Source organism: Methanoculleus sp. UBA291 (assembly GCF_002499755.1).
Lineage (GTDB): Archaea > Halobacteriota > Methanomicrobia > Methanomicrobiales > Methanoculleaceae > Methanoculleus > Methanoculleus palmolei.
This window is the reverse complement of the sequence record NZ_DANC01000021.1, coordinates 75306-97109: the sequence shown is the minus strand read 5'-3', so window position 1 is coordinate 97109 and position 21804 is coordinate 75306. Positions and strand designations below refer to the sequence as shown.

At 58.9% G+C, this 21804-nt stretch carries 26 protein-coding genes and 2 tRNA genes; 6 read left to right on the top strand and 22 right to left on the bottom strand.

The genetic code is table 11. From position 1 onward, the window contains the following. Positions 1-26: 26 nt before the first annotated feature. From rpsB to BP737_RS05245, 19 genes are all read right to left on the bottom strand, one after another. Positions 27-635 (bottom strand): 30S ribosomal protein S2, encoded by a 609-nt coding sequence (gene rpsB / locus BP737_RS05335; RefSeq protein WP_292410287.1) that lies wholly within the window; start codon positions 633-635, stop codon positions 27-29. Position 636: 1 nt separating this feature from the next. After that, entirely contained in the window at positions 637-1824 is a 1188-nt protein-coding gene (eno, locus tag BP737_RS05330) for a phosphopyruvate hydratase (protein WP_292410285.1), read from the bottom strand. Positions 1825-1831: 7 nt separating this feature from the next. Continuing rightward, entirely contained in the window at positions 1832-1999 is a 168-nt protein-coding gene (locus tag BP737_RS05325; RefSeq protein WP_292410283.1) for a DNA-directed RNA polymerase subunit K, read from the bottom strand. 30 nt (positions 2000-2029) lie between these two features. After that, a tRNA-Pro gene (locus BP737_RS05320) sits at positions 2030-2104 on the bottom strand. After that, positions 2105-2293 carry a DNA-directed RNA polymerase subunit N gene (locus BP737_RS05315; protein WP_292410281.1) on the bottom strand — a complete coding sequence of 63 codons (189 nt, stop codon included), beginning with the start codon at positions 2291-2293 and terminating at the stop codon, positions 2105-2107. A 35-nt stretch (positions 2294-2328) separates the two neighbouring features. Continuing rightward, positions 2329-2730 carry a 30S ribosomal protein S9 gene (locus tag BP737_RS05310; protein ID WP_292410279.1) on the bottom strand — a complete coding sequence of 134 codons (402 nt, stop codon included), beginning with the start codon at positions 2728-2730 and terminating at the stop codon, positions 2329-2331. A gap of 13 nt (positions 2731-2743) precedes the next feature. Continuing rightward, the gene (locus BP737_RS05305; protein WP_292410277.1) at positions 2744-3166 is read right to left on the bottom strand and encodes a 50S ribosomal protein L13; all 423 of its coding nucleotides are present in this window, start codon (positions 3164-3166) and stop codon (positions 2744-2746) included. A 5-nt stretch (positions 3167-3171) separates the two neighbouring features. After that, positions 3172-3540, bottom strand: coding sequence for a 50S ribosomal protein L18e (locus tag BP737_RS05300; RefSeq protein ID WP_292410275.1), 369 nt, complete (start codon positions 3538-3540; stop codon positions 3172-3174). Further along, on the bottom strand, positions 3518-4366 hold the full coding sequence (locus tag BP737_RS05295) for a DNA-directed RNA polymerase subunit D (RefSeq protein WP_292410273.1): 849 nt from the start codon (positions 4364-4366) through the stop codon (positions 3518-3520). The genes BP737_RS05300 and BP737_RS05295 overlap by 23 nt, the downstream gene beginning before the upstream one ends. Continuing rightward, the gene (locus BP737_RS05290; protein ID WP_209729628.1) at positions 4366-4755 is read right to left on the bottom strand and encodes a 30S ribosomal protein S11; all 390 of its coding nucleotides are present in this window, start codon (positions 4753-4755) and stop codon (positions 4366-4368) included. The genes BP737_RS05295 and BP737_RS05290 overlap by 1 nt, the downstream gene beginning before the upstream one ends. A 4-nt stretch (positions 4756-4759) precedes the next feature. After that, positions 4760-5308 carry a 30S ribosomal protein S4 gene (locus BP737_RS05285; RefSeq protein WP_292410270.1) on the bottom strand — a complete coding sequence of 183 codons (549 nt, stop codon included), beginning with the start codon at positions 5306-5308 and terminating at the stop codon, positions 4760-4762. Between the two features lie 12 nt (positions 5309-5320). After that, on the bottom strand, positions 5321-5770 hold the full coding sequence (locus BP737_RS05280) for a 30S ribosomal protein S13 (protein WP_292410268.1): 450 nt from the start codon (positions 5768-5770) through the stop codon (positions 5321-5323). Positions 5771-5804: 34 nt separating this feature from the next. Next, positions 5805-5889 (bottom strand) — tRNA-Ser (locus tag BP737_RS05275). 116 nt (positions 5890-6005) lie between these two features. Continuing rightward, positions 6006-6971, bottom strand: a complete 966-nt coding sequence (locus BP737_RS05270; protein WP_292410266.1) for a deoxyhypusine synthase — start codon at positions 6969-6971, stop codon at positions 6006-6008. A 425-nt stretch (positions 6972-7396) separates the two neighbouring features. Further along, entirely contained in the window at positions 7397-8179 is a 783-nt protein-coding gene (locus BP737_RS05265) for an HPP family protein (protein WP_292410263.1), read from the bottom strand. Further along, entirely contained in the window at positions 8176-9015 is an 840-nt protein-coding gene (locus BP737_RS05260; protein ID WP_292410261.1) for a CBS domain-containing protein, read from the bottom strand. Before BP737_RS05260 ends, BP737_RS05265 begins: the two co-directional genes overlap by 4 nt. 7 nt (positions 9016-9022) lie before the next feature. Next, positions 9023-9970, bottom strand: a complete 948-nt coding sequence (locus tag BP737_RS05255) for a CBS domain-containing protein (RefSeq protein ID WP_292410259.1) — start codon at positions 9968-9970, stop codon at positions 9023-9025. A 40-nt stretch (positions 9971-10010) separates the two neighbouring features. Next, positions 10011-10766: a CBS domain-containing protein gene (locus BP737_RS05250; protein ID WP_292410257.1), complete on the bottom strand. Its 756-nt coding sequence runs from the start codon at positions 10764-10766 to the stop codon at positions 10011-10013. Next, a complete protein-coding gene (locus tag BP737_RS05245) occupies positions 10763-11326 on the bottom strand; it encodes a cyclic nucleotide-binding/CBS domain-containing protein (protein ID WP_292410255.1) in 564 nt (187 codons plus the stop codon). Before BP737_RS05245 ends, BP737_RS05250 begins: the two co-directional genes overlap by 4 nt. 239 nt (positions 11327-11565) lie before the next feature. Between BP737_RS05245 and BP737_RS05240 the strand changes: the two genes are divergently transcribed. From BP737_RS05240 to BP737_RS05225, 4 genes are all read left to right on the top strand, one after another. Beyond that, complete coding sequence (locus tag BP737_RS05240; RefSeq protein ID WP_292410252.1) at positions 11566-12207, top strand: Era-like GTP-binding protein; 642 nt, start codon at positions 11566-11568, stop codon at positions 12205-12207. A gap of 5 nt (positions 12208-12212) precedes the next feature. Further along, a complete protein-coding gene (locus tag BP737_RS05235; protein ID WP_292410250.1) occupies positions 12213-12581 on the top strand; it encodes a DUF2073 domain-containing protein in 369 nt (122 codons plus the stop codon). A gap of 23 nt (positions 12582-12604) precedes the next feature. Continuing rightward, complete coding sequence (locus BP737_RS05230; protein ID WP_292410248.1) at positions 12605-12982, top strand: Zn-ribbon domain-containing protein; 378 nt, start codon at positions 12605-12607, stop codon at positions 12980-12982. Between the two features lie 369 nt (positions 12983-13351). Continuing rightward, on the top strand, positions 13352-14533 hold the full coding sequence (locus tag BP737_RS05225) for a KamA family radical SAM protein (RefSeq protein WP_292410246.1): 1182 nt from the start codon (positions 13352-13354) through the stop codon (positions 14531-14533). Positions 14534-14840: 307 nt separating this feature from the next. On the opposite strand, the gene BP737_RS05220 is transcribed toward BP737_RS05225, so the two are convergent. The 3 genes from BP737_RS05220 to BP737_RS05210 form a co-directional block, all read right to left on the bottom strand. Beyond that, the gene (locus BP737_RS05220) at positions 14841-17396 is read right to left on the bottom strand and encodes a PKD domain-containing protein (RefSeq protein WP_342685983.1); all 2556 of its coding nucleotides are present in this window, start codon (positions 17394-17396) and stop codon (positions 14841-14843) included. 282 nt (positions 17397-17678) lie between these two features. Next, complete coding sequence (locus BP737_RS05215; RefSeq protein ID WP_342685982.1) at positions 17679-18887, bottom strand: PKD domain-containing protein; 1209 nt, start codon at positions 18885-18887, stop codon at positions 17679-17681. A gap of 5 nt (positions 18888-18892) precedes the next feature. Beyond that, positions 18893-19795, bottom strand: coding sequence for a DUF7289 family protein (locus tag BP737_RS05210; protein WP_292410242.1), 903 nt, complete (start codon positions 19793-19795; stop codon positions 18893-18895). A gap of 261 nt (positions 19796-20056) precedes the next feature. On the opposite strand from BP737_RS05210, the gene BP737_RS05205 reads away from it, so the two are divergent. Both BP737_RS05205 and uppS read left to right on the top strand, forming a co-directional pair. After that, complete coding sequence (locus tag BP737_RS05205) at positions 20057-20989, top strand: radical SAM protein (protein WP_292410240.1); 933 nt, start codon at positions 20057-20059, stop codon at positions 20987-20989. Further along, a complete protein-coding gene (uppS, locus tag BP737_RS05200) occupies positions 20989-21768 on the top strand; it encodes a polyprenyl diphosphate synthase (protein WP_292410319.1) in 780 nt (259 codons plus the stop codon). Before BP737_RS05205 ends, uppS begins: the two co-directional genes overlap by 1 nt. Positions 21769-21804 lie beyond the last annotated feature (36 nt).

Below are 21804 nucleotides of genomic sequence, written 5' to 3'. Positions count from 1 at the left end.
CAAGGTTGAGCTCTTGTGCTTCGATCTTATAACTCTGTCTCAAAGTCTTCGGGAGTGAGCGATGTGGTCACACCGCGCAGGTGGAGCATCTCTTTCGTCAGGAGGTAGTAGATCATCGAGAGCGCCTTTCTGCCTTTGTTGTTTGTCGGGATGACCACGTCGACGTACTTCGTCATGTTGTTGGTGTCGCAGAGAGCAACAATCGGGATACCTGCCTGGACCGCTTCGTTGATCGCCTGGGAGTCGCCGATCGGATCGGTCACCACGATCACGTCGGGCTCGATGTACTTGTTCAGACGCTGGTTCGTGAGCATCCCCGGGATGAAGCGGCCGATGACCGCCATGCCGCCGATGGTGTCGGCGAACTTCTTTGCGGGGTATTGGCCGTACTGCCGTGAGGTGACGACCAGGATCTTTGCCGGTTCATACTGCGAGAGGAACTTTGCTGCAGTCTTAATTCTCTCGTCGGTTGCCTGGATGTCCAGGATGTAGAGCCCATCCCCGCGTACGCGGTAGATGAACTTCATCATGTCCTTGCTCTTCTGCTGGGTGCCGATGTGCACACCCGCTGCGAGGTACTCTTCCACAGGTACCAGTGGTTCTTTCAGTTCGATTTCAAGTTCGTTTCCCGTCAAGTTAGATCAGCTCCTCTATGCGAATAAGTTCGTTCAGTTTGGCTATCCGTTCCCCGCCGACCACGCCGGTCTTGATGAAGATGCATCCGAATGCGGTGGCGAGATGCGCAATCGTCGTGTCGGTGGTCTCTCCGGACCGGTGGCTCATGACCGTCTCCATGCCGTTTTCCTGGGCGAGGTGGATTGCCTCGTAGGTATCGGTGAGCGTTCCGATCTGGTTGGGTTTGATCAGCACGCAGTTTGCCGCGTCCGTCTCGATGCCTTTCGTGATCCGCTCGACGTTGGTTACGAAGAGGTCGTCGCCGCAGATCAGGCAGCGGTCCCCGACCTGATCGGTCAGTTCGGCGAATCCGCTGAAGTCTTCCTCAAAGAGCGGGTCCTCGATGTAGATGAGGTTGTAGCGGTCGACGAGGTCCGCCATGTAGGCGATCTGGTCTTCACGCGTCCGGTCGGCATCCTTGTAGTGATACTGTCCGCCGTCCCAGAGTTCGCTTGCCGCCACGTCGATTCCCATCCGGATCTCGACGTTCATCTCGTCGGAGACCGTGGCGATTGCTTCGCTGATGGTCTCGAATGCCTCGGTATCGGATATGGCGGGCGCCCAGGCGCCTTCATCTCCTTTACCGGAGAGTTTGCCCCGCTCCTGCAGAATCTTCTTTACGGTGCGGTGAACGGCGGCGTTTGCGAAGACCCCCTCCGTTGCGCCGGAAGCCCCGGTCGGAACCACCAGAAACTCCTGGATGGATGTGGCGTTCGGAGCGTGAGCCCCGCCGCCGATGACGTTGCCGAGGGGGAGAGGCGTCTCTCCGGCAAATGCGCCGCCCAGGTAACGGAAGAGTTCCAGGTTAAGGGACGATGCCGCTGCCTTTGCACACGCAAGAGAGAGTGCTACGGCAACGTTTGCGCCGATTGAACTGAAGTTGGGTGTTCCGTCGTTCTCCCGGAGCAGTGCGTCGAATGTGATCTGATCGTGAGTGTCCTCACCGATGAGCGATGGAATCAGGTTTTTCCGTGCGTCCTCGATAGCCTCGCGCGGCGGCCGCACCCTTGCCTCATAGGTCCCGGTGCTTGCGCCGCTCGGTGCAGCAGCCCGTCCGAAGCCGCAGTCCGTGTAAATCTCCGCCTCAACGGTTTCGTTTCCACGGCTATCCAGGATCGGTCTCAAGATAATCTGTTCGATGGTCGTCATCAGATCACTACTTTCTCTTCACCGTTATAGGGATCACGCCTTGATCGAATTCTTCAAGTGCGATCTCGAGCGGTTCCGTCTTCGTCGTTTTAACCAAAACCGGTGCACCCATCGATATCTGCAGAGCACGAGCCCCTATAATCCGCGCTCGTTCGTATCGGGTATATGATTCCATCGTGCAGCCTCAAAATCATTAATAATTAAATGGGGTCGCTGAGATTTGAACTCAGGTCACAGCATCCCGAACGCCATAGGATAGTCCAGGCTACCCCACGACCCCTCATTGATACGGATTCAGGTCCTCCACTACTTCCTTGTGCGTCAGCAGCATCCGCCTGCAACAGTACCGCTCCAGACCGAGGTCGTCGAGGATCCTTCCCGGATCCTCGCCGGCATCTCGCCGCTCCTTGAACTCTTTCCAGGCTGTAGAGATGACCTTACCGCATGTAAAACATCGTACGGGTATCATATCCGTTATCCTGCATCACTTATATCTCTTTTGTCTCACCGGTAGGACTTCTGGAATCTTGCCCGTGCACCCCGACCGTGCGGTTTCTTGGTTTCTTTCTGCCGTGAGTCATTCACGAGCAGAGTCCGGTCGTATGCGAGGAACGCGTCCTTGATCCGGGGATCGTTATGCCACTCCACAATGCCGCGCGCAAGCGCTGTCCTGATCGCTTCGGCCTGGCCCATCATGCCGCCGCCTGCAACATCAATTGCTGCGTCAATACCGTCGAGTGCGTTCGGGATCAGCAGCAACGGTTCGGCGATCTTCATGCGCGTCAACTCGTTCCCGTAGATCTCCAGGGGCACGGAGTTGATACGGACCCGTCCGTTGCCGGATTTCAGGGTCGCCCTGGCGATTGCCGTCTTTCTCTTCCCGCTTGTATTGATGATCTTTGCCACTCCATCACCTCATTTAATATTTTGCTCCGAGGTTGGTACTTATTGCCCCGATCGTCAGGTATCTCGGGCTGCTCAGCCGGTCGATATGAGCCGCTTCGAGCGTTTCGGTCTCCACTCCGGAGAACTCCACGGGAACGCCGACATAAGCCTTGATCCGCTTGAATGCGGCAATGCCGCGCTCACGCTTGTAAGGGAGCATGCCCCGGATGGTGCGCTTGACGATCTGGTCGGGCCTGCGCGGGAAGAACGGGCCGCCTTCCCGGGACCCGCGCTCGCGCTTGGTAGTGTAGTTCGCGAGCACGTGCGCCCGGCTTCCGGAGACGATCGCCTTTTCGACGTTCACAATGGCAATCTCCTCGCCGGCGAGCGCGCGCTGTGCGATCATGCTGGCCATTCTTCCGAGCAGTAGTCCGTCTGCATCGATAACTGTAACCATTCGTCTCACCTGAGGATCCGTACCTTGCTCCCCTTCGGGTTATCTCGAATGAGGTCCTCGATAGTCATGCACGTCCCGTTGGCGCCGGTGATCTTGCTCACCGCAGCCTCTGAGAAATCCAGTGCGGCGATCTTCACCGGCAGACTGAGCGCGCCGCTGCCGAGCACCTTGCCCGGCACCAGGATCGTCTCGTCTTCGTTCGCATAGCGGTCGATCTTACTGAGGTTTACCTCGGCGTAGTTCTTCCGGGGTGCATCCAGCCTCTTTGCAATCTCGCGCCAGATGTTCGCCTCATGTACGCGTGACGCATCCTTCAGCGTCACAATGAGTGCGGCCAGCCGGGGGTTGGATTTAGTCTCGCTTGTCTTCTTCATGAGTCCCCTCTCCCGTTATCTCGTTCATCACGTCTACCAGGTCGTCTGATGATTTCTGGATATATTGTAGCGCTCTCTCGATGATCTCCCGGACGGGCATCGATCCATCGCCTTCCACCACGAAGATGAACCTCTCCGCGTCGGTACCGATATGGACGGCCGGTTCATTGCCGATACCGCCGGCAAGGCACGCCCGCTCGCAGAGTTTGCAGAGGGAACAGGATTCCAACCGTCCTTCGATGACCCGGACCTTTCCCTGTCCCGTTTCGAGGACATGGCGTGGGCATTCATCGACGCACATCCCGCACCCGTCGCACAATTCGTCGATGGTAATCACGGGGTAGTTTTTGTACCCGCAGACGGTGGTCGCCTGCCATTTCGCATGCTCTTTTCCGGTACCGAGGATCGCTTGCGCTTCGAGAACAACCTTCTGTTCTTTGGCGAGATCGATGATGGGAATGCTCCCCTCTACCGGTGCCGCGTCGGGGTCCTGGGGTATCAGGTCGCTTGAGTAGACCGTTTTCGGCCCCTCGGCGGAGAGCGTATAGGTCGCGGTGCAGACCGGACAGCCGGCGCCGTTGCAGGCGCACTCGCTCCGTGCCGCGTAGCGTTTCAGGTCGGTTCGCAGGGGAATGAGCCCCAACCGGTGCGCCAGCATCTCATCGAAGAGGACGCTGGTGTTATCATATACGCGGACATCTTCTATGGCGAGCGTCGGCACTTCGCTGATCATCGCCCGTCGGAGCATATTGGCGAACGACGTGGAAACGCCGTTTAAGATGAATTTGGCGACTCTCTCATCCAGTCGAGAAAACGCTATCTCCATTACACTCTCCTTCCTCGCCGTCCGCCCTTGCCGCGGATGCTGTCGTGGGGCACCGGGGTGACGTCTTCTATGCGGCCGATCTTCATCCCTGCGCGGGCAAGGGCACGGATCGCTGCCTGAGCGCCGGGACCGGGGCTCCGCTGTTTGCCGCGGCCCGGTGCACGAACTTTCACGTGGACGCCGGTGATCCCCTTGTCGCGTGCATTCTGTGCGACCTGGATTGCCATCTGCATGGCCGCATACGGCGAGCTCTCGTTCCGGTCCTGTTTCACGACCATGCCACCGCTGCTCTTGGTGACCGTCTCGGCTCCGGAGAGGTCGGTGACGGTGATGATGGTGTTGTTGAAGGAGGCAAAGATGTGTGCAATGCCCCATTTCTCTTCTGCCATGGGTTTACCTCACTCCTGCACGGACGATGCGGCTTCTTTCGGGGTGGACCTCGTTCGAGAGCGGAGAGGGGCCGTAGTAACCGATCTCCATTTCTTCGGCTCTCTCGACCCGGTAACCGGGCACGGTCACCCGGCGGCCGGCGATTGCGATGTGCCCGTGCGTAATGAACTGGCGGGCCTGCTTGGGCGAGCGTGCGAGTCCTTTCCGGAGGACCAGCGTCTGGAGGCGGCGATCGAGCTGCTGCTCGACCTTCAGGGCGAGAGCGTCGCCGACATCGGCGCTCTCACCGACGAGACCGTAGCGGTAGAGGTGGTTGATGAATTGATCCTTTTTCTTCTGATAATCCTCCGGGCTGAGGCCTCCCGATCGCAGCGCCACCAGTTCACGGGCTGCGGCCCGGTACTTCCGGAGCACGCTCTGCGCCTTCCAGAGTTCACGCTTGTTCCGGAGCCCGTAGTCGATGATCAGCCGCTTTTCGTCTTCAAGTCTTGTCTTCTCGAACCGCCGCTTGGGCGTCGCATACTGCTTGTAACTCTTTCCGGGATATCCCATTCAATCACCGCCTTACTCTTTCTTTCTCTTGACGCCGACTGTCGTACCGGTTCTTCCGGTGGACTTGGTGCGCTGGCCGCGGACCTTCTGTCCTGTCTCGTGCCTGATGCCGCGGTAACTGCGCATCTTCCTCATACGGTTGACATCATCGTCATTCATCATGGAAAGATCGGTCCCGAGAAGGTGACGGACTTCCCCGGTATAGACATCCTTTGGACGGTTCACCATCCAGTCGGGTACCTGTTCGGTATACGTATCGACGGTGTTTGCGATCCGCCCGACCGTCTCGTCGTCAAGTTTGCCGAGCACGGCGTGGGGGTCCACGCCAGCAAGGGCGGCGATGGTGCGCGACGTATGCGGGCCGATGCCCTTGATCCCGGTCAGTGCTATGTGCACCGCCTTCGTGCCGTCGAGATCAGTGTTCCTGATTCGAACAAAGTATTTTATCTCTTCATCATCCATGTGATCGCCTCATCATCGACGTTGTCGGTGAAAGCGCTGAGGGAGGGATTTGAACCCTCGAGTCCCAGGGGGACACAGGTTTAGCAAACCTGCGCCATACCAGGCTTGGCTACCTCAACATAGAACTTCGCATCTTTCGATACTCGCAACACACGGGGTGCTGCTCCAGACACAGCATTCTATGACTTGTGCCTATTAATTTTAGTACGATACCCTAATAATAATTGTGGTGGTGTCAGGGAGACGGACGGGCCCGCTTGACCCCGCTTCCGATCAGCCCCGAGGCGACGATGGGGAGTGCTATCGTCGCGTCGCAGAAACACTGGACGCGCGGGGACTCCGGCGCCTCCTTGCCCCAGCTGATCGCCTCTTCAAAGGTGCACCCGGAGAGGCCGCCCCAGTGGGGGGCGTCGGTGGTGTACTGGATGGCGTAGGCATGTCCGCCAAGGTGTTGTTCGTGAATTGAGGCGATGACCTGAGTCTGCTGGATGAAGTTCTTCGGCACACCGCCGCCGATGTAGATGACGCCGGTCTTCCTCGACTCTTCGACCATGCGGGTGATCTCGTCGGTATCGGCGATCTGGTCGATCTCGATCTCGACCCCACGCCGGCGGGCCATGACGAGGGCGATGCCGATGGACGAATCGCCGAGAGCGGGAATGAAGATCGGGACGTCGTATTCGGCGCAGGTGGCGATGAGCGACCGCCCTTCCGGCTGCCGCTTGCGGAGCCACTCCCCGAGGAGCCGGATGAACTCCCGCGACGACCCCCGGAACGGCGCGAGCTCGTCGGCAAACCGGGCGATCTCCGCATCGATGCTCCGGAACTCCTCTTCGTAGGCAAAGACGTCGTAGATCCGGTCGATCCCCTCTTCGAGGAGCGCCGCGTCGTCGGCGTGGTGGTTGCCGAGGTAGTGGCGCACGCCGAGGTGCTCGCAGGTGTCGTGAAAGATGTTTGCGCCCGTCGAGACGAGGACGTCGACGTAGCGGTGCCTGACGAGTTCGATCAACACCGTTTGCATTCCTGCCGGGATCATCGCCCCCGACAGCCCCATGAATATCGTGCAGTCCGGATCTTCGACCATCCTGGTCCAGACGCCGAGCGACTCCCCGAGTTTCCGCCCCTGGAAGCCGGTCCTGCTCATGGACAGAAGAAGTGCCGTTACGTCCGTGTTCGGTTTGACTGGCTGCGTTGGTATCATGGATACATCCTGATTACCCGTTTCTTGTTGCAGAACCATAATGATTGGCACCCGTCCGGAAGAACGAAGCGAAGTTTCTGGAAAGATCGTGCACGAGATGCGGTCGGTGCAGGTTTCGCCCCTTTAATTTCGACCTACAGAAATCCACTAAAAGGGCTCTCTTCGGTCGGGGATACCCTCATGTCCAGGACATTCGACCCGGAAGGGTGACCGGCGAGGGTCACCCTGGAGGGTTTCGCCTGGAGCCACAGCGGCGACTGAGCGTCAGAAGGTCAGTTAGATAAGGCTGGTGGTGCTGGGAATGGGGGCACCGATGGCGCCCGGCGAAGCCTGGCTCCGGTCCCCCTTTAATCAGTCCTGTTAAGCAAAACAAACGCCGGCGTTGGCCCCCGGGCCCGAAAAAGAGGTGGTCTTCAGGGCCCCGTTCACAGGGCCTGAACGAGTGAGTTCCTGGTAACAACGCCCGTGATCTTTCCGTTCTCCGTGACCGGGACGGAACTGATGCTCTTCTTGAGCATCAGGGAGATGACGTCCGAGACGTCCGTACCCGCATCCGTCGAGATCAGGGGCGTGCTCATGATGTCGCGCACAAGGAGGTTTCTGATCCGGTACTCCTGCCGGGTCCCCTCCACGATATCCTTGAACGCATAGAGCGCCTTTGCGACATCGGTCTCCGTGACGATCCCGAGAACTTTGTCGCCGTCCTCAACGATGAACCGGTTGATGTTGCCGTCAAGCATCCTCCTGCGGAGGTGGACGGCCCGCTCCTCGGCCTGGATGGACTGCACCGGTTCCAGAACGTCCTTGATGCCGCCTGCCGGCCGAAGCACCTTCAGGAGGTCGCCCGCCGTCACCTGTCCGATGAGGCGGTGCTCGGCATCAAGAACCACGACCAGCTTGTAGTGCTGGAGCAACGGCACCAGAACATCGATGCTCTGGTCCGGGTATGCGGAGGTGAAGTCTTCTTCGACCGTGTTCGCGACGTGAATGGATGTGGCTTTCAGTGCCTGGGTCTTCTTGCTCCCGAGCGTCTCAGCAATCGCCGCCCGGGAAGTCGTGCCGATGACCGTGCCGTTGTTGGTCACGATGAGCGGATCGACCCCCTGATCGAGCATTTTTTCGAGCGCTTCGCTGACAAAGGCAGACTTTGCGATGGCGATCGGTTTTGCCATCACGTCTTTGACAAGTACCTGATATTTGTCGCTCATTTTGCCACTTCCTTAATGATATCGTCTCTCTTGAGCACGCCCCGGATATCACCGTCCTCAACGACAACGAGGCTGTTGATCTGATTTTCGAGCATCAGCCCGGTGGCATCCTGCAGGGATGCGCCGGGGGAGACGGTGATGACGGGGCGGCTCATGATGTCCTCTGCGACTGCCGATACCTCGACGACGTATCTGAATCGTTTCTGCCCTGCCGGCTCCTCTTTCCGGAGGAGAGTGATGTCTTTTCTGGGCAGGTTCATCCGTTCGTCCAGATACTCGTAGAATGCAAGGTTACTCTCCGTAATAATGCCGGCAAGGCTTCCATTGTCGTTAACGACGATAAGTTTATCGTTTTTCCCCTTAATCGTGTCGATGACATGGTCCAGTGAGTGATACCGGTTGACCGTGACCGCATCCTCCATGATCTCGTCGACCCGGGACGAGAGCCCGAGTACATGGGCGGAGCGCATAACATCCAGTTTGGTGACGATGCCGGTCACCTTGCCGTCGGCGACGACAGGCAATCCCGATATGTCGCGGTCAAGCATCGTTGCTGCAATCTCGCGAATGCCGGTCTCCGGCGTTACGGTGATCGGCGTTGGCGCCATCAGGATACTGACCGGAATCCGGTCGATTGGGCGTCGTCGCCACATCGGTTCCGTCTGCCTGAGTCGATAGGCGATGTCCTTCTTGGTGAGGATGCCCCGGAGTTCATCCCCCTCCATGACGGGAAGTCTTGATACACGGTGTTTAAGCATCAGGTTTCGCGCATAGGCAACGTTATCGGCCGGTGCAACGACATACACCGGACTCGACATCACGTCAATGGCACGCATGTTCCTTTCACTCCTCTGCAAATGCCTTCACGAGGTCGTATTCCGTCACGAGTCCGACAAGGCGTGAATCTTCGATAACCGGAAACGCACCGATACGTCGCCGGATCAGCTCGATGGCGACGTCGTGGATATTTCGGTCCAGTGTGGTGGTGTGCAGTTCCCCGGAGAGGAGCGACCGCACCGGCGCCCCCATCACCTCGGCGGAGTCCCCGGTCGTCAGTTGTTCGAATGCTTTGCCTTTGCCGAGGTAATTCATAATATCGGTAGCGGTAACGATACCGCAGAGAACCTCGTCCACGACGACCGGAAGCCGCCGGAACCTGCACTTCACCATCTCTTCACAGACCTTGCCGATAGGGGTGTCGGGCCCGGTGACGCGGACCGATGACGTCATCACATCCTCCACCGTGCGGCTCGAGTGCTCGGTGGTGAGCACCTTCATCACGTCGCGCTCGGTCACGATGCCCTTCAGGTCTCCCCCTCCGTTGACGATGGGGATCCCGCCGATGTTCCGATTGACGATGATCTCGACCGCATCGGCAATGCTCCCGGATACGGGCATGGTGACCGGGTGCGCGGTCATAATCTCGCGCAGATCCTCGTTGACGGCGGCAAGGAAGTTTCCCCCGTGCTTCACCTGCACAAGATTCGATTTGTCGCCGCCGCCCATGAAGTCGATGATGTCGCTGACGGTCACGATCCCGCGGAGGCGGTGCGTACCCGCGTCGACGACCGGCAGCCTGCGGAACCCTTCCCTTGTCATGATCTCGACTGCCTGGATGATCGAGGTGGTCCGCTGTGCCACGACAACATCTCTTGTGGCGATCGCCATGACTTCGCCTTCGTGCCCGGCGACCCTCGTCTTGAAATCGACAGGCCCGCGTTCGCCTTTCCCCGGCATCTTCAGGAGCCGGTCGGCCGGTTTCTTCTCTGAGTTATTGGAGTTCGGTTGCATAGTATCACTCTTTTCGGAAAGATATGGTATGGAAATCTCCTCATCGGGGGAGACTGCTTAGAACGTCGTGACGGTCGATAACGCCGACAAACCTCTTTTTTTCATCGATAACCGGGAGGATGCTGACATCATGATCGACCATCAGCCGGCTCGCCGTTGCAATCGTATCGTCGGGTGCTACGCTGATGACGGGTGTTGTCATCACCCGCTCCACCGTGGTATCCGCCTGGTTTTTCACCGACATACGAATGTTTCCGGCGCGCAGAAGGTCTCGACGGGAGACGACGCCGATGACTTCTTTCTTCTGCAGAACCGGGAATGCAATGAAACCGCTGGAGGTGATCAGGCTGTAGATGCGGTGTATGGGCTCCCGGAATTCGCAGGTGACGGGTTCCCGCGACATGACGTCCTTGACCCTCCCCGGGATGTTGTAGCGGGAGATCAGGACCGGAAAGAGCTCGGAGAAGAGTACTCCCCCGAGGAGCCGGCCGTCTTCGTTCACGACCGCCGCGCTGTTTGTCCGGGCCTCCATTATGGCGAGGGCGACCTCTGTTAGGGGCGTATCCGGAGCGACCCGGGCGGCCTCCCGGATAAAGCCCTTGATGGTAACGTTTGATTTGGTGTCTATCACCAACAGGACGTCGGATATGTCCAGGTATCCCATCAGGCGCTTTGTCTCGTCTACGACGAAAAGTTCACGAAAGACGTCGTCCCGGAGAACGCTTCGCGCTTTCGTGACGTAGTCGTCGTAGTGCAGGGTGGGTATTTCCACCATCAGGCTTGAGGCCACTTTCATAGCAATTGTTCCTCCTCCCGACAGGCGGGACAGAGCATAAGGTTGTCGACCCTTGATCGGTCGTCGGACATCTTCCCGCATCGGTCGCAGACGCCCATGGCATACTCCTCCTCGCGATTGATCTCAATAAGATCTGCCAGCAGTTCGTTCACTTCGGCTGCAACGGTGAGAATATCTCTGACCGTCACGATCCCGATAACCATCTGGTTCTCAACGACGGGAAGTCTGCGAACGCGGTGCTTCACCATCATTGCCGCCGCGTCGCCGACCAGTTTATCGGCACCGATCGTGATCAGCGGGGTGCTCATGATCTCGCGAACCTGAATGCTGCTCGGTTTTAAGTCTTTTGCCACGACTTTACAGTTGATATCCTCCTCCGTGACGATCCCGGTGGGCAGGTTATTTTGCAGTACGATACAACTGCCGACTCCATCCCGGCACATGGTCTGCGCCGCTCTGGCAACGGCCTCTCCCACATCGATTGTCGTTGGATGACTTTGCATGACCTCCCTTACCGGTATGCGTGTCTCGAAACGGATAGTATCGCTGTTGTTCATCATGGGATTCACCTGATCCGATCAATATGTTGGTATTCTTCTAATCCGGTCGATATGCGGTCTGATTCCCCCGGTGCAAGTGTATCTAGGTCTCAACAGTATAAAAGAATTCTCTCGCTCTGGGATTGCGGTTCTTTCCATAAAATCAGATGGGTGCGCTGAACGGAACATATAATTATATGTATTTGTGAGTGCCATAACACACCTTAGTATAGGCGAATCGGCCTACTTGAGGGAGCTTAATGACGTTCTTCGTTCGTGCAAAACAAAAGATCTCAACGTTCTTAAAGACGCTCTTTAAGAAGCGGACCTGCCGTATTGGGATTTACGGCCCTCCCAATGCAGGCAAAACGACGCTTGCAAACAGAATTGTGCGGGATTGGGTGGGTGATGCAGTCGGGCCGGTCAGTGAGGTGCCTCACGAAACCCGCCGCGTGCGGCGCAAGGAGGACATCACCATCACGAGCCACAACGGCAACTCGATCACCATCGACATCGTCGATACGCCGGGCGTGACGACCAAGATTGATTATAACGAGTTCGTTGAATACGGCATCGAGAAGGAGGAAGCGATCAAGCGGGCACGGGAGGCTACCGAGGGCGTGGCCGAGGCGATGCACTGGCTCCGTGAGGATATCGACGGCGTCATTTACATGCTTGATTCAACGCAGGACCCGTTCCAGCAGGTGAATATCATGCTGATCGGGATCATCGAGAGCCGGAGTCTCCCGGTCCTGATCGTTGCGAACAAGAACGACCTCCCTGATGCTTCTGCCGCCCGGATCAAGAGTGCGTTTCCTCAGCACCCGGTGATCTCCATCTCGGGTCTTGAAGGGAACAACGTGGACGAGTTGTACGAAAAGATGGCATCATACTTTGGGTGATGGAGATGATACAGGGTGTACAGATAGACCTTATTTCGGCAGATCGCCTCGACCGGCTCACATCCATGGAGAAGATTCGCCTGATCCTTGACGATGTCATGGAGGGGAACATCGTTGTTCTGGAGAAGGGTCTCGCGCCGGACGAACAGAGTAAACTTATCGAGATCACGATGCGGGAGATCGCGCCCGACGGGTTTTCCGGGATTGAGATGGAGACCTATCCGATTCGGGAAGCGCCGACCGGATTCCTCGGCAAACTGCTTGGAGGGAAGCGCTCTGAGAGCCGATTGACCGTGATCGGGCCTGCAAACCAGCTTCGGACCCTTAAGAAGGAGAAAGACCTCATCAGTGCGTGGGTCTCATCTTCAAAGTAGCGGGATAAGTACGGGTGATAGATATGCCTCACAAGTGTACGCAATGCGGCAGGGAATTCGAGGACGGTTCGACGAAGATACTGAAGGGGTGCCCGAGCTGTGGCGGAAAGAAGTTTCTTTACATTCGTGAGGCCGAACGGCACGACGACGTGCTGAAAGAGAAGACCATCGACGAAATAGCCCGGGAAACGGGTGAGAACGTGCTTGAGATCCGCGAGGACCGGAAAAAAGAGGAGATCGAGGTCTTTGAGCGGATTGAGAGCATCCGGATCCTCGGGCCGGGTTCGTACGAACTGAACATCGATAAATTGGCCAGATCTGATGAAGTTGTCGTCGGATTGGAGAAAGAAGGAAGATACGTGGTGGATATCCTCTCGATGGCCAGAAAGAAGAGGAGATAGCGCCTCCGACCGTTTCACCGGTCGGAGACCCCCTGTAAGCGGGAGAGGCATTGCCCTTCCGCCCGGGTATCTGCACTCCCGCCCTGCCCTGACGAACCGGGGAGTCGATGGGAATCCGGGCGAGATCCCTGCATTTTTGCACCTCAAACCGAATGTTTAAATATCGTCAGACCCTTTTTTCAGGTACAAACCAAACCCGACACTCTGTGATACATGCCGAAACGACGGTTTCCTGCATGAGAGCATGAATCTCTCATGAATCTTTGCGCGTAGATCGGATCTTCTTCTCGCTCTCGCTCTCATGCACCTGTCCCCCGGCCTGTGCGGGTCGCATCATGCACGGCAGAGTGTCGGTCTGGAGGCATTCCCATGAACACAAGAGATGATACCCAGAATCCGGTCGATGATGCAACGGGCCAGATCAATGATACCAGAACTCCGGTCTACCTATCATCGCTCGATAGGATCTCCGGTATCCCTCCGGAGGAGCGTGCCGACCTTGCGCGGGTAACGGAACTCTTTGCGTTTCGCGCAAACGACTATTACCTCTCATTGATCGACTGGAGCGATCCCCGGGACCCTATCCGGCGGTTGATCATCCCGACCCTTGAGGAACTGGAGCCCTGGGGGCAACTTGACCCGTCGTCCGAACACCGATACACCATGGCGCCGGGGCTGCAGCACAAATACCGGGAGACTGCTCTCCTGCTGGTCAGCGACCTCTGCGGCGGTCTCTGTCGTTATTGCTTCCGCAAGCGTCTCTTCATCAAGAGTGCGCGCGAAGTGACTAAGGACGTCTCGGAGGGACTTCTCTACATCCGGGACCATCCGGAGATCACCAACGTCCTGCTTACCGGAGGCGATCCGCTGATGCTTGAGGCCGCCGGGCTGGCCGATATCGTCCGGCGACTCCGGGGGATCGATCATGTCGGGGTCATCCGGATAGGGACGAAGGTGCCTGCATACGATCCCTTCCGGGTCACCGATAACCCGGCGCTCCTCGATATGATCCGGAAGTACAGCACGGACGAAAAGCGGATCTACGTCATGGCGCAGTTCACCCACCCGCGGGAACTGACCGACGCTGCATGTCAGTCAGTCTCTCTCCTGCAGGATGCCGGAGCGGTCGTCATGAACCAGACGCCTCTGATCCGCGGCATCAACGACGACCCGGCGGTGCTTGCTGCGCTCTTCGAGAGACTCGCTTCGATCGGGGCGAATCCTTACTATGTCTTCCAGTGCCGCCCGACGACCGGCAACCGGACGTTCGCGGTGCCGGTGGAGGAGTCCTACCGGATCTTCGAGCAGGCGCGGTCGGGCTGCTCGGGGCTGGCGAAGCGGGCCCGGTTTGTGATCTCCCACGCGACGGGGAAGATCGAGGTGGTGGGCCGGACCGATGAGTTCACGTTCTTCAAGTACAACCAGGCGGAAAACCCGGAGGACATAGGCCGGTTCATGGTCTATAAGAGCAACCCGGAGGCCTACTGGTTCGACGATTACACGGACCTGATGGACGAGGGGAGGGTGACGGGGCCGGATGGGCCGATGTAGGCTGTCCGGGAGGTTGTCGTCGGGTGCGGAGTTCACGCCGGGGCGAACGGGGGTTTGGGCGCCTGAGATGCGCTAAGAGCAGTCTGGCCTAGAATGGATTTTTCATCATCGACTGCGCTCCATTCTTCAGAAGATATGCCCGCCTGCCGGAGAATGCACACGAGCAGGACCTGTTCCGTCTATAAGGGTTTTCGTTCCCGGTTAGGGGCAGGGAGGCTTTTCATGCTTGCTCGACGGCGGGGAGTGGGGCGAAGATGATATTTGGGGTGAGGGCTATGGTCGGCCCTGTGATCCTTATCTTCACCCGTCAGAACGGATAGTCCGCAGGGTCGCTGACGTATACCTCGACGTTCTTGAAGGTGACCGTCGTTCCGCCGCTGGTGACGTCGAATCCGTCGCGGGCGACGACGACTCCCTCCAGGAATGCACCATTAAACGTTACCTTCCCGTTCGGGGCGAAGAAGATGCCGGTGACACCGCTACCGCCCAGCCCTGTTATGGTGATGTCGCCGGTGCGTGCGATGATGATGACGTTGGTTGCGGTGTGCTTCCAACCTTCGGAGGTGTAACTGTCGGCAAATACCTTCATGTTGCTCGTCAGGTCTCCGCCCGAGACGTACCCTCGTGCCGCATACCATTCGTCAGATTTCACGGAGGGTATCCCCTGATCCGGCATGGTGAATCCGGGCACTGTTGCCTGGTGGATGCATTTTGCAAGGATATCGGCATTGTAGTTGCTGGGGGTCGTGTTCGTGCCGGTGTAGTAGATGTATGCATCGTCCGCGATCCAGGGGGTCCATTCGAGTGTGAGGTCTCCGTCGACGTAGACGTTCCCGTGGATCTTCGCGTCCTTCAGGCTGAAGTTGCCGGCAACGTACACGTCGCCATAGATCTCTCTTGCGCCTCTCCATAACTCAAGGTCCCCGTTGACGTAGATGGACCCGGGTTTTTCTGCCGACCCGAGGCCCGCGCTCCCGTCGTCGAGGGTAACGTCGCCGTCGATGTAGATGTCCGTCACGGCGATGGAGGCGCCGCCGTTCAGGTCACTCGTCGTCAGCCCACCGGTAACGATGACCGTTGCTCCCGGGCCGTTGACGTTGTTCCCGCCGAACTGGAGGGCGCTTCCGTAGACGAAGACGTTCTCGTCTATGATGAAATCGATGAAGGATTTTGTAACCCGGATGTAGTCCTCTCTGGTCCAGGTGTCGTTGCCGTAGGCGTTGCTTGCGGTCAGGCTGACGGTGTAGTTGCCGGGGCTCTCGTAGATATGCACCGGGTTCTGCTCGGTCGATGTGTTGCCGTCCCCGAAGTCCCAGGACCATGAGGTCACATTGCCGGTCGAGGTGTCGTTGAACTGGACGACGAGCGGCGCGTTTCCTTCGGTGACGTTCGCGGTGAAGTTTGCAACGGGCGGGGCCAGCACGGTTATGTAGTCGGTCCTGGTCTCGGTCGAGAACCCGCAGGCGTTGCTTGCCGTCAGGCTGACGGTGTAGGTTCCCGGCGCCGTGTAGGTGTGGTTCGGATGCTGCACAGTCGACGTGGTGCCGTCCCCGAAGTTCCAGAACCACGATGTCACCCCTCCCATGGAAGCGTCGGTGAACTGCACCTCAAGGGGTGCGGTGCCGTTCAGCGGTGTTGCGGTGAAGTTTGCAGAGACCTGCACCGTGCCCTGACAGAAGGAATCGACCGGTTTGCGCTCGAAGTCGGGCGACGACCACTCAAGGTAAAGGACGGCCGCTCCGTTGTTCTCGAACATCTTCACCTTGATGGGGTGCGACCCGGCGGAGAGATGGATCGAACTGTTCTTCTCCTCCGGCTTGTGGTAACCCCAGTGGTCGATCAGGGGTTCGGCACCCTCGTCCACGGCATCGATCCAGAGGCGCGACCCGTCGTCTGAGGTGAGGTAGAAGGTGTATGTGGCATCCGCCGGAACGAGCAGGTAACCTTCATAGACGACGCTGAACTGCTCGGTCTTGTTGAGAGTGCTGTTGGGCCAGTCCTCTTCGTCGGAACCGCAACGATATATTCTCCCGGCCTCCGCGTCGGCGAACCGGAGTCTCTGATCGACCCTCTGGACCGGCGTGCCGGTGAACTCTCTGGTCGGGTAATAGGTGCCGAGAAGCCCCGGGGACGAGCAGCAGGAGACGATGATGTACCCGGTCTTCGTCTCGGTGTCGGAGGCCCCGGCCCGGGTTACGGTCAGGCTGACGGTGTAGTTGCCCGGCGCCGCGTAGATATGAGTTGGGTGCCGGTCGGTCGAGGTAGCGTTGTCCCCGAAGTCCCAGAGCCAGGCGGTCGGCCCGCCCGTGGAGGTGTCAGTGAACCGGACGGCGAGCGGGGCGGTGCCGTAGGTGACGTTGGCGGTGAAGTTCGCAGCAAGGGGCACCGGTGTTGGTCCTGCTGTCTCTGTCGGTGTGGGTCCTGTTGTCGGCGTCACCGCCGTGCCGTTCCCGAGGTCGTGGAGGAGCCAGTCGCCGCCGGTGCGTCTCACGCCCTCTCCGACAATCTGGATGCGGAGGTTCTCCGTTCCGTTCGTATCGAGGACAAGGGCCTCCCCGGTCTTCCACGACGTCCAGATCTCATGCTTTTCTCCTGCGGCGTCGATAAGGCTGAAATCGGCCGTCCGGTCGACTCCGTCGACGAGGATCGCGAAGCGCCCCTTCTCAAGCGGGTCGCCGCCGTCGTGGTAGATTGAAACGGTCCCTCCCTCACTATCGGTCTCCATGCGGGCGATCATTGCGGGCGCCGCATCCCCGGGCGGGTGGGAGAGGAGCGCCACCCCGGCTATCGCTACCGCCGTCACGAAGACGGCGATGAGAGCCATGACGCCGATGAGGTCGGAGGCGGCGGTGTCGCCGGGCATGAAGGGTCCTTTTACGTTTCGTCCTGAAACTTGGTTGTCTTCATCGATACATTTACTTTCTGTACACTACCTCCGGCAATGCCACGCTTATCAAGGGCAATTGAAGCGGAGACAGCAGAAATCACACTATCTCGAGGAGCGGAACTTATGGTCATCTCAACGCCTGATGGTTCTTCACAAAGAGGTCAGGCAGAGCCGAACCTCCATATTCCATCCAGTATTCGCCCCGGGGTGAATGACTGGAGATTGTTTGCACGTCATTTTGGTTGTTTTTCATAAACGTTACCCGTAGAATATGTAATTGGTGATCGATCCCACGAAATAGATCGTCTCCTGCCCGTTGTTCAGATTCATCAGCCCATCCGTTCCCGGCATCAGGTTGTAGAGGGTAATTTCACGGTCATCATCACCATCGATGATGGTTTCACCATCCACCGTGAACCGTGTCCACCTATTGTTCGACGGCACGTTCAGTGTCAGTGTTGAAACGAGGTCTTCGTGACTCTGGATGTAGATATCGTTGATTTTTGCGGTTCCTTTCCCGCCGCCGTTGATGTAGAGCGTTACATCATCGTAGGCAAACGTTGTGATCGTCGATTCGCTCATGTAGATCTCGCCCCTTCCGCTCGTTCCGATGACCAGTTTCACCGTATCGCCGATCGTGAGGTCGTAGCGCGTGCCCCCGATCTCGACATAGGAGTAGGCTCCGGTCACCTTGAATTCGAGGTAACCGCCCGGCATGAGCGTGCCCGTTTTTCCCACTGCCGTGTTGAGCAGGGCATCGTGCCCGGTTGAAGATACTGTAACGGTGATGTATCCTGTCTTTGTTTCGGTATCGGATGCTCCCGCCCTCGTTACGGTCAGGCTGACGGTATAGGTTCCAGGCGTCGTGTAGGTGTGGATGGGGTTCTGCACAGTCGACGTGTTTCCGTCTCCGAAGTCCCAGAGCCAGGCGGTCGGTCCGCCCGTGGAGGTGTCGGTGAACCGGACGGCAAGCGGGGCGGGGCCGTAGGTGACGTTCGCGGTGAAGTTTGCAGAGACGGTCCCGGCCCCCGGCTCCGTCGGGTCCGGGGAGAACGTCTTTCCCCCTCCCCTGAAGGCCACCTCGGCAAGGATCGTCTCGCTGCCCCCTGCGACTGCGGTCACGATCACGCGGGTAGGGTTTGCGCCGCCTGTATAGGTGAGGACTCCCCCGATCGACCAGGCGCCGTCTTCAAGTCCGATGAAGTCATCGGTCCCGTCAGCAAGGCCGCTCTCGTTGTCAACGTAGATCCGGTACTCCCCCGCCCTGAGGGGGTCGCCTCCCTCGTGAACGAGGGCGAGGCGGCCGCTCTCGTTCCCCGCGACGATGGCTGCACGGGGGACCTCGTCCGGCTGGTAGCCGGAGAGGAGGACTACCGCCACGATCACCACGGCGAGGACGGTCACGCCGACCAGGAGCATGGCCCCGACCACCTCGGAGATTCCATCTTCACCGCGATGTTGTCTCATACCGCTCACTCCACCAGGGACGCCGCGTTATGGATCGTCACCGTGTAGTTCGCCGGATACACCTTGAGGGTCACCGTCTCGCTCTCGTCTGCTGGCGGCCGGACGATGAGCCGGGTCGTGTTCCCGTCCCGTTCAATCGACCACGACGAGGTATCAACCCCCTCTTCTATCGCCCTTTGCCGGACCTCCCCAAAACCTCTCTCCCAGGCTCTGGCCGTCGTCAGATCGCCAGCCTCGATGGTCAGGTTCACCCGATCGTAGGCCCCGTTGAGGGAGGAAGAACCGCTCGAGCGCATCCTTGTCTCGACCCGCACCGGCCCCGAGCCCGCTATCGTGGCCGCCCCGTCGAGACTGATCGGGGCGATGGTGAGGGTGGTGTTGCCGTCGGTGGTTTTGTAGGCCGCGATCGACGGCCCGACCCGCACCGTCGTCCCCTCTTCCTGGGAGAGGAAGACCGCGCCCATCTGGTAAGTCCAGGTCTGCTCCACCCAGTAGTTGTTCGAGGACCGGTAGGTAAGGCTGCCGAGGGGGATGGTCGTGCTCTCAGTCCCGGCTTCAATCGTCAGGTTGGCCCCCCCGCTCATCACCGAGACCGTCCCCCCCGAGCCCGCAGGAGTAAAGATGGGGAGCGTGAAGACTCTGCCGCCGGTCGCGCCCGCGCCCGTCCCGAGGTCGAAGGCCGTCGAGAGGAGCACCCCATGTCTTTCGTTCACCCAGAGCGAATCCAGACCGATCTTATAGTCTACGAACCGGTCCTTCACCTGGTTCATGTGCGCGATCTCGTTCTCCCTTCCCGCCGCAGGGACTGCGTAGACCTGGTAGAGCGAGAGTGCGACAACGATCACGCCGAGGAGAAGGACGAAACCGACAACCTCCGAGAGGCCGTCATCGCGCGGCTTGGGTGACATTATCAGGATCATTTTCTGTGCGTGGCCTATATCTGTTTATTGTTCACCGCCACCTGCGGCCCGAAGGATAAACGCAAAATCCTGGAGCGTATGGCAATTTAATGCCCATATCTGGTCTTTCTGCCCTTCCTTCCTTTATCATTAAACCTTTTCATCTCCATCCGCCATAAATAATACAGTCTTATGCCACAGGATTCGGGAGTATCCTCCGACGGGCCGCATCTGAGCCCGGGTTGTGTCCTCTGCCACCAGGGAGCAAAGATGGTTCTCTTCGTGACCGGACGGTGTCGCCGCACCTGCTGGTACTGCCCGCTCTCGCGCGAGAGAAAAGGCCGGGATGTTGTTTTTGCAAACGACCGGCAGGTCTCGTCGCCGTCGGAGGCCATCGAGGAAGCGGAGTGCATGAGCGCTCTCGGGACCGGTGTCACCGGCGGCGAACCGCTGCTTGAACTTGACCGCGTGGTGGAGTATTGCCGGGCCCTCAAAGAGCATTTTGGCCCGGATCACCAGATCCATCTCTACACCGGCCTTGCACCGGACGAAACCATGTTCCGGCGCCTGCAGGGTCTGGTCGACGAGATCCGGCTCCACCCGCCCCACGAGTCCTGGCCCCGCATCAGCGAGACCGACTACGCCCGTTCTGCCGTCATCGCCCGTCGAATGGGTTTTTCCATCGGCATCGAGGTGCCGGCGCTCCCGGGCATCGGCGCCCTTGCCGCCGTGCTGCCGCTCCTTGACTTCCTCAACATCAACGAACTGGAGTGGGGCGAGACCTGCGCCGCCGCCATGCGCGCGCGCGGGCTCGAACCCGAGGACGGACTGCATAACGCGGTGCTGGGCGCCCGCCGCTGGGTGGAAGAACTCCCCGACGACCCGAAAGTCCATTTCTGCTCATCCGTCTTCAAAGACTCGGTCCAGCTGCGGGAACGGTTAAAGCGGATCGCTGCCAATACTGCGCGTCCGTTTGAAGAGGTGACCGATGACGGGACTGTCGTGTACGGGGTGCTCGAACCGGCGGTCCCCGTCACCGAGTTTCTGGCGAGCCTCGATGAGGATGATTATATGGTCTGCGATGGAAGGGTCGAGATGGCATGGTGGGTGCTTGCCGGCGAGGGTGCCGGGCTGCCCGGCCGGAAGTACGTCGTCGAGCGCTACCCCAACGGTGGTATGGTGGTGGAGGTGACGCCTCTGTGATACTCAGGTCCCGGATTGAGGCCCTCTATGAGCGCTGTTTGCGATGGGAGGTGAAGCACATTCCCCGGCATGTTGCGGTGATCCAGGACGGAAATCGCCGATTTGCCAAAGAACAGGGGTTCGATACCGCAATAGGACACCGGCTCGGGGCGGACACCACGGAGCATGTCCTCGATTGGGCGTGCGATCTCGGGGTGCAGCACATCACGCTCTATACCTTCTCCACCGAGAACTTCCGGAGGGATAAGAGCGAGTTAAAATCGCTCTTTACGCTCTTCCAGGAGAAATTTGTCGCGATACTGACCGACGAGCGGGTGCATCAAAACCATATCCGGGTACAGATGATCGGCGACCGGTCCCTCCTCCCCGACGCCCTTCTTGCCACCATTGAGGCGGCGGAGAAGGCGACGCGGCACTACACCGACTACTACATCAACATCGCGCTTGCATACGGCGGCCGAAACGAGATCGTGCATGCAACCCGGTCAATACTGAATGAAATAAAGCAGGGCGTCATCGATCCTCGGGCTATCAGCACCGCGACCATCGAGAGCCACCTCAACCGGGGAGCGCCGATACCCCCCGTCGACCTGATCATCCGCACCGGCAACGACTACCGGACATCCAACTTCCTCCCCTGGCTCGCGAACGGCCACGAGTCCGCCGTCTACTTCTGCGCCCCCTACTGGCCGGCGTTCCGGAAGATCGATCTCCTGCGGGCGATGCGCGTCTATGACCAGCGCATGCGCCTGAAGGAGCGTGCAGAGAGTCGGTCCTGACGATAAAGGCAGAGGGTTTTCCGGACCTCGCGCCGG